The organism is Clostridium sp. AF15-41, from assembly GCF_003604095.1.
Classification (GTDB): Bacteria; Bacillota; Clostridia; order Lachnospirales; family Lachnospiraceae; genus Coprococcus.
Window position 1 is genome coordinate 130,945 of record NZ_QTMQ01000002.1, and the last position, 7,951, is coordinate 138,895.

The following is a 7,951-nucleotide window of genomic DNA, read 5'->3' on the forward strand; positions in this document are numbered from 1 at the left end:
AAGCTATATAACATTAAATGTAAGAGCATTTTCCGAAAATTATACATAGCTGTAAATAAAAGAAAGGAACCGTAATGGAACAGGAAAAGGATATGGATGCAGATCGAAAGCTGCCGTGTGGTCCGGAGAAGGACATCGGTTATTATATTAAGCGGATCAATGATAAGCTGAAGGCCGGATTTGACGCATATTTATGTGACGTGGATCTGACCAGTTCACAGGCAAGAGTGATTGAATATGTGTACTGGAATGGTGGAATGGTGACACAGAAGGAGATCGAGGTATTTCTGGATGTAGCGCATCCGACAGTTGTCGGCATCGTGAACCGTCTGGAAAAGAAAGGTTATCTGAACTGTCATCTGGATGAGAATAACAAACGAAATAAGATGGTATGCAGCACCTGTGAAGCTGAAAAACTGCTCAATAAAATGTATGAAGGCAGGAGAGCTGCGGAACAGAGACTGCTTCATTCTTTTTCAGAGAATGAGGTGGCGCAGGCGAAAAAGCTGCTTGAAAAATTATATGAAAATATCAGATAAAGAAAGAAGGAGGACGTATGATCAGAAAATTATTAAAAAGTTTGCGGGAATATAAGAAGCCGACACTGCTTACGATATTCTGTGCAGCAATTGAAGTAGTATTTGAGATTTTAATTCCACTTTGTATGTCTGATCTGTTGGATTTTGGTATCGAAGGTGGAAAGATGAGTATTGTCGTAAAGGATGGAACATGGCTGATTGTGCTTGCAGCCTTACAGCTTTTAACAGGTGTGCTTGCAGCAGTTCTCGGTGCGAAAGCGTCAGCAGGATTTTCCGCAAATCTGCGACAGGATATCTATGATAATGTCCAGACATTTTCATTTTCTAACATAGATAAGTTTTCCACTTCATCTATCGTAACAAGACTGACCACAGACGTAACGAATATTCAGAACGCATATCAGATGATCATTCGTATTGCAGTCAGAGGACCGATCATGCTGATCTTTTCCGTGATCGTTTCCTTTACGATCAATGCAAAACTGGCATGGATATTCCTGATCGTTATTCCATTTATGGGATTCGGTCTGATATTTATAGCAACCAAGGTACACCCGATCTTCGAACGGGTATTCCACAAATATGACGGTTTAAATAATATCGTTCAGGAAAATGTAAAGGGAATGCGGGTTGTCAAATCCTTTAATTCGCAGGAAGCCGAGATCGGCAAATTCAAACATGCATCAGGTGATATCTATAAGGATTTTGTAAAGGCAGAAAGAATCCTGGCATTTAACTCTCCTTTGATGCAGTTCTTCATGTATGGATGTATGATCGCAATTTCATGGATCGGTGCAAAAGCCATTGTGGCAAGCGGAAATAACGAAGCACTTGGACTTACGACCGGTAAGTTGACTGCACTTATCACATATGCGATGCAGATATTGATGGCACTTATGATGTTATCAATGGTATTTGTCATGATCATGATATCCAGATCTTCAACGGAACGTATCGTTGAGGTGCTTGAGGAGACAACTACGATACAGAATCCGGAGAACCCGGTTCAGACTGTTGCAGATGGTTCGATCGTGTATGATCATGTGGATTTCTCTTACAGCAAACGGGCAGATAAGAAAGTTATTGACGGAGCAGATCTTAAGATCCGATCCGGTGAGACTGTTGGTATTATCGGTGGAACCGGTTCATCGAAGTCTTCCTTTGTCCAGTTGATCCCTCGTCTGTATGATGTGACAGGCGGAACACTTATGGTCGGTGGCGTGGATGTCCGCAAATATGACCTGCAGGTGCTTCGTGATGCAGTTGCAATGGTTCTTCAGAAGAATGAACTGTTTTCAGGGACGATAAAAGAGAACCTCCGCTGGGGAAATGAACAGGCGACGGATGAAGAAGTAAAAGAAGCCTGCCGTCTTGCCTGCGCGGATGAATTCGTTGAGGCGATGCCGGATGGATATGATACCTATATTGAACAGGGTGGAACAAATGTCTCCGGTGGACAGAAGCAGCGTCTTTGTATTGCGCGGGCACTTCTTAAGAAACCGAAGATATTGATCCTCGATGATTCGACCAGTGCGGTTGATACAAAGACCGATGCGATGATCCAGAAAGCATTTGCCGAATACCTGCCGGACACGACCAAGATCATCATTGCGCAGAGAATTTCCTCTGTTCAGCACGCAGATAAGATCGTGGTATTGGATGATGGTAAGATCATGGATGTAGGTACGCATGAAGAATTGATCGTAAAGAGTCCGATCTACAGAGAAGTATATGAATCACAGCAGAAGGGAGGCGGTCAGGATGAGTAAACAGAAGAAACAGATGAACGCACCCGACAGAGAGCAGGGCAGCAGGGTCAATAAAAATACAGCCAAACGGCTGCTGTCCTATATCGGAGCATATAAGAAGACGCTGGTTGTTGTATTTATCTGTATTATCTTAAGTGCACTTGCAAGTGTAGCGTCGGCAATGTTTATCGAGATACTGATCGATGATTATATCATCCCGATCCTTGCAATGGATCATCCGGTCTATACCGGGCTGATCAAGGCACTTTGCATGGTAGGCGTTATTTACCTGATCGGTGTATTTTCTACATGGTTTTATAACTACCTGATGGTAGGGATCGCACAGGGAACTCTGAAAACCATACGAGATGAGATGTTCGAGAAGATGCAGAGCCTGCCAATCCGTTATTTTGATACGCATACACACGGAGATATCATGAGCTGCTATACCAACGATACTGATACGCTCCGCCAGATGATCGCACAGTCCCTTTCACAGATGATCTCATCGATATGTACGGTTGTTGCGGTATTCTGCTGTATGTTATATCAGAGCATTTATCTGACACTGATCGTTGTCGTGATGCTGTTCTTTATCATGAAGCTGGTGAAGGTCATCGGTGGCAAGAGTGGATTTTATTTTATAAAACAGCAGCAGACACTTGGTGCATTAGATGGTTATATCGAGGAAATGGTCAATGGCCAGAAGGTTGTTAAGGTATTCTGCCACGAAGAGAAAGCCAGAGAAGATTTCCAGAAAAAGAATCAGGAATGGCAGCAGGCAGCAGCCAGTGCAAATGGTTATGCAAGCGGAATGATGCCGATGATGAATGCACTTGGTTATGTGCAGTATGTAGTTGTAGCGGTTGTTGGAGCATGGCTTGCGATCTCCGGTGCAACGAATCTGACGCTGGTCGGAACGAATACAGCCACTCTTGGTATGATCGCATCCTTCCTTACGTTGTCGAAGAACTTTACCAATCCGATCTCACAGCTTTCGAATCAGTTTAATGCGATCGTAACGGCACTTGCAGGCGCGGAACGTATCTTTAAGCTGATCGATGAAGAACCGGAAGTGGATAATGGTTATGTAACACTTGCAAATGTCAAAGAGGAAAATGGTGAGCTGGTGGAAGTGAAAGAACGAACCGGAATCTGGGCATGGAAGCATCCACATGAGGATGGCAGTCTTACTTACCAGAGATTAGAGGGCGATATCGTTCTGGATCATGTGGATTTCAGCTACAATCCGGACAAACAGATTCTGCGTGATGTGACGCTCTATGCGAAACCGGGTCAGAAGATCGCATTTGTAGGTGCTACCGGAGCAGGAAAAACGACGATCACCAATCTGATCAATCGTTTCTATGATATAGACGATGGTAAGATCCGGTATGACGGAATCAATATTAATAAGATCCGCAAGAAGGATCTGCGGGCATCTCTCGGTATCGTATTACAGGAGGTCAATCTGTTTACCGGAACGGTTATGGAGAACCTGAAATATGGAAATCCAAATGCCACGGATGAGGAATGTATTGCAGCCGCCAAGCTTGCGAATGCGCATAATTTCATTATGATGCTGCCAAATGGTTATGACACGGTGCTTGCCGGAGATGGAAGCGGATTGTCACAGGGACAGCGGCAGTTGATCTCGATCGCAAGAGCAGCCGTATCCAATCCGCCGGTTATGATATTGGATGAAGCAACCTCCTCGATCGATACAAGAACGGAGGCGATGGTTCAGCAGGGAATGGACCGGCTGATGGAAGGCAGAACCGTATTTGTCATTGCACATCGTTTGTCTACAGTTAAGAATTCGGATGTTATCATGGTACTGGATCATGGCGCAGTCATTGAACGTGGTACACATGAGGATCTGATCGCAAAGAAAGGAACCTATTACCAGCTTTATACCGGAGCATTTGAATTGGAGTGATAAATAGTAAAAACTCTACTGTTACCTGTCTCTGGTAGTTGCTCTTATTATAAATAACGTGCTGCGATTTCTGTTCACTGCATATGCCTGATTCGTAAATACTCCTGTGCTAACTCGCGTTCGGTTGAGCGGAGCACTTAGTGAAGACGAGCGTTAGCGTAGTTTGAGGTTAGTGTAGCTTACTCTGATCCGGCAACAACGAAATCTCGCAATATTATTTTATAATAAGCATAATACCCAGCCCTAGGAAGCAGTAGAGTTTTTTGCTATTTTTAGGCAGGCGGTAAATGGTGGATAGCGTATTGATTATAGCATGACTAGGTTTGCTATAAGAGAAAGTTATAACGAATTCTAATATTTATGTATTGTATTTTAGTTGGAATTTGTTATATAATTCATACATTCCGAATAGGAATAGTAAGATAATGATGCGCAGAAACAAAAATTGTATTAAGTTTGAACACTTCGGATTACCAAGACAGAGGCATTTGAGTCCGCCGGTCCTTAGGTGGCGCTGTAAGCGGCAGCTTAGTACCGTTGCAGGACGAAACGAGCGGAAGCGTCCTCTGATTGGTAATGCCGAAAGTGTTCAAACATGATGATATTACGTTACGGCATTAGTAAAATATAAGAAGGAGGAAATGCCATGCGACAGGTATTATGCTTTGGTGATTCAAACACATATGGTTATGTGCCGGGAACGGCAGAACGCTATGACTGGGATACCAGATGGACCGGAATCGTAGGAACCGGACTGATGGAAAAGGGATATATTGTACAGGAGGAAGGGCTGTGTGGCAGAACTACAGTATTTGACGATCCGCTTCGTCCGGGCAGACGTGGCAGTGAACTCCTTCCGATCATATTAGAAACCCATAAGCCGGAAGATCTGATCATTTTAATGCTTGGAACAAATGACTGTAAGACATTTTATGGTGCAACGGCAGGTAGCATCGGACTGGGTATTCGTAAGCTGGTGCGACAGATCCGGGATGGTGCGCCAGCAGCAAAGATCCTTCTGATGTCACCAATCGCACTGGGCGAGAAGGTCTGGGATGGATTTGATCCGGAATTTGGAAAGAATTCTGTACAGGTGTCCAAAGAGCTGCCGGAGATTTACCGGCAGATTGCGGAAGAAGAAGGACTATATTATCTGGCGGCTTCTGATTATGCCGTACCATCGGAACGGGATCAGGAGCACATGGATGAAGAAGGACACAAGGCGCTGGCGGAAGCGGTACTGGAAAAGATTTCAGAGATTTTGTAATGTGAGTAAGGAGTACAGAGAGAAATTATGGCTGGGGAGACTGTAGACAGAAAAGAAGTATTAAAACAGGCATTTGTGAAGGCTCTGCCGATCACCGGAAGTTATCTCTTTGTCAGTATGGCATACGGACTCACGATGCAGGAAGCAGGACTGTCCTGGCTCTGGTCGCTGTTTACCAGCCTGACGGTATATACCGGTGCATTTCAGTTTGTGCTGGTAACATTCTTAAGCAGTGGGGCATCGATTCTCACGATCGCACTTACTGCGTTGTTTATGAATAGCAGGCAGTTCTTTTATGGACTGACATTTGTTGAAGATTTCAAGAAAATGGGTAAGCGTTATCCATATATGGTACACACAATGACGGATGAGACATATGCCGTCAATTGTTCCATGCTGTCTTCTGAGGTGATAAGAGATCGTAACGCAGAGAAGGCAAATGACCGGAAACGTAGATTTGATATTATGTTTTATGTGGCATTATTCAGTCGTATATCCTGGATGGTGGGCGCTGTGCTTGGCGGCATACTCGGTCAGATCCTTCCGGTGAAATTAGAGGGAATCGATTTCTGTATGACAGCGTTATTTATTACGATCGCGATCGATCAATGGAGAAGTGTGAAAGTGCATTTGCCGGCACTTGCCGGGTTTATCGGAGGTGTGCTGTTGCTTTTGTTAATAGGAAAAGATTATTTCCTTCTTCCAACTTTGATTCTGGTATCAGGTCTGTTGCTGATCTGTGAAAGAAAGGTGGAAGCTCATGAATGATCGATATGTATTGATCTGTATTCTTGTGTCGGCGGCAGCTACTTTATTTATGCGGGCACTCCCATTTACCATTCTTGGAAAAAGAAAACAAATCCCTGAGAAAATCCGGTATCTCGGACGAATCCTTCCGGCAACCATCATGGCGGTGTTGATCGTGTACTGCCTGAGGGAAGTACCGACCGAATTCTTAAGCGGCGGCTATAAGAAGTTGATCGCAGCCGCAGTTTGTGTCGTTCTTCATGTGTGGAAAAAGAATACATTTGTCAGCATCATAGGCAGTACGATTGTGTATATGTTATTATGAGCAATGACACCGAAAAAAAGGGCTGTCGCACCAATCACTTAGTGCGGCAGCCCTTTTTTGTAGTATCCGTTGTAACGAAATTACTTTGTTTTATACGATCACATTGTTGACAGCCCCTCTATTTTGTGATGGGGTTATCTATTCTAAGAATATGTCAATGAATAAGTATTATAGCGGGGGATTATTATGTAAAAATAATTATGTTGATGAACTTGCGCATTAGTGTTCTAACGCAGCAAGTTTAGCCTGTAATGCAGCAATTTCGGCATCCTTTTCGGACAAAGCGGCATCCTTCTCGGACAAAGCAGCATCTTTTTCAGATAAAGCAGCGTCCTTCTCAGATATTGTGGCATCTTTTTCTTCCAATGTTTTCTTCATCTGTTCAATCATATAATTAACAGTATTTTCATCTGCTTTTGCTAAGGCTTGTGAATACATACCGATAACCTCCTTTGGACGATATAAGTATTCGGACATATCCCGACAGATCTTTTCCATCCAGGGATAGTCGGATATTAGTGTAGCAAGGTCATTTATAGAATCAGCTGTTAGCAGAGCTAACCATGCATTAAGTGCATTCTTTTCTTTAGCATACTTGTTATTTTTAAATACGTCAAGGGCGACAACATAGTATTCCTGCAAAAGATGAAGATCAATGCCTGTGTTAAAAATTGTTTTTCCATGATGTATAAAAATATCAGAAGATTTGCATTCGGGTGGACTGTCTTCAAACATGACGATTGTGTATACAGTCTTGATATCGTGATAGGTGAATTGATCTCCTTTTTCTCCCTTGACTCGTGTATATTGACGGAGAAGAAGATCGGACGAATAACAAGACATGCGCTCGCCAGAAAATGCATAATGTATTTTCTGGATCTCTACATTTGCAATAGAGCCATCTTCCAACTGTACGATGATATCCATAATTAATAATGGTGAAGTTGGCAGTAAACGATTTTCCTGCGATAGAACGCTTTGAACGGTAACGTTAATTCCTATGATGCTGCTAAGCAAATGAGATAGTCGTCCGGGATAGAAATCAGGGTTAAACAGTGCTTTAAAGAATGGATCATAGGTTAAAGGAAGAGATTTATTTCCTCCCATAAATTCTTCAAATCTATTTCGCCATTCATTGTTCAAATCCAGATATTTGCTAAAGGTATTGACATCTTTTTGTAAATCTTTTAAAAAGTCATCTTTTTTCCGAGCTGGGAAAATTTGACGGATATCTACTGACGCGGATTTGCGTGCCGTGGTAGGTGCAATATTATTGCTATCTTCGTTGGGATTATACATTGATTATTCCTCTTAATTTCCGGTACCTGATTTGTCGACAAAACCACCATATCAGAAATAAAAGAGAAAAGTTCATAAATGTAATAA

General features: G+C 42.9%; 7 protein-coding genes. 6 read left to right on the forward strand and 1 reads right to left on the reverse strand.

The genetic code is table 11. The annotated features are described in order from the left end of the window. Window positions 1-74 precede the first annotated feature (74 nt). The 6 genes from DWW43_RS02025 to DWW43_RS02050 all read left to right on the forward strand — a co-directional run bounded on the left by DWW43_RS02025 (window position 75) and on the right by DWW43_RS02050 (window position 6,565). Complete coding sequence (locus DWW43_RS02025) at window positions 75-539, forward strand: MarR family transcriptional regulator (protein WP_008402340.1); 465 nt, start codon at window positions 75-77, stop codon at window positions 537-539. Between the two features lie 17 nt (window positions 540-556). Then, on the forward strand, window positions 557-2,308 hold the full coding sequence (locus tag DWW43_RS02030) for an ABC transporter ATP-binding protein (protein WP_008402341.1): 1,752 nt from the start codon (window positions 557-559) through the stop codon (window positions 2,306-2,308). 13 nt (window positions 2,309-2,321) lie between these two features. Then, on the forward strand, window positions 2,322-4,226 hold the full coding sequence (locus tag DWW43_RS02035; protein WP_044945930.1) for an ABC transporter ATP-binding protein: 1,905 nt from the start codon (window positions 2,322-2,324) through the stop codon (window positions 4,224-4,226). Window positions 4,227-4,872: 646 nt separating this feature from the next. Beyond that, window positions 4,873-5,493, forward strand: coding sequence for a GDSL-type esterase/lipase family protein (locus DWW43_RS02040; protein ID WP_008402344.1), 621 nt, complete (start codon window positions 4,873-4,875; stop codon window positions 5,491-5,493). A gap of 27 nt (window positions 5,494-5,520) precedes the next feature. Then, window positions 5,521-6,261, forward strand: a complete 741-nt coding sequence (locus DWW43_RS02045; protein ID WP_008402345.1) for an AzlC family ABC transporter permease — start codon at window positions 5,521-5,523, stop codon at window positions 6,259-6,261. Then, window positions 6,254-6,565 carry an AzlD domain-containing protein gene (locus DWW43_RS02050; RefSeq protein ID WP_008402346.1) on the forward strand — a complete coding sequence of 104 codons (312 nt, stop codon included), beginning with the start codon at window positions 6,254-6,256 and terminating at the stop codon, window positions 6,563-6,565. The genes DWW43_RS02045 and DWW43_RS02050 overlap by 8 nt, the downstream gene beginning before the upstream one ends. A 219-nt stretch (window positions 6,566-6,784) precedes the next feature. On the opposite strand, the gene DWW43_RS02055 is transcribed toward DWW43_RS02050, so the two are convergent. Further along, window positions 6,785-7,864: a PD-(D/E)XK nuclease family transposase gene (locus tag DWW43_RS02055; protein ID WP_119962569.1), complete on the reverse strand. Its 1,080-nt coding sequence runs from the start codon at window positions 7,862-7,864 to the stop codon at window positions 6,785-6,787. Between the last annotated feature and the right edge of the window lie 87 nt (window positions 7,865-7,951).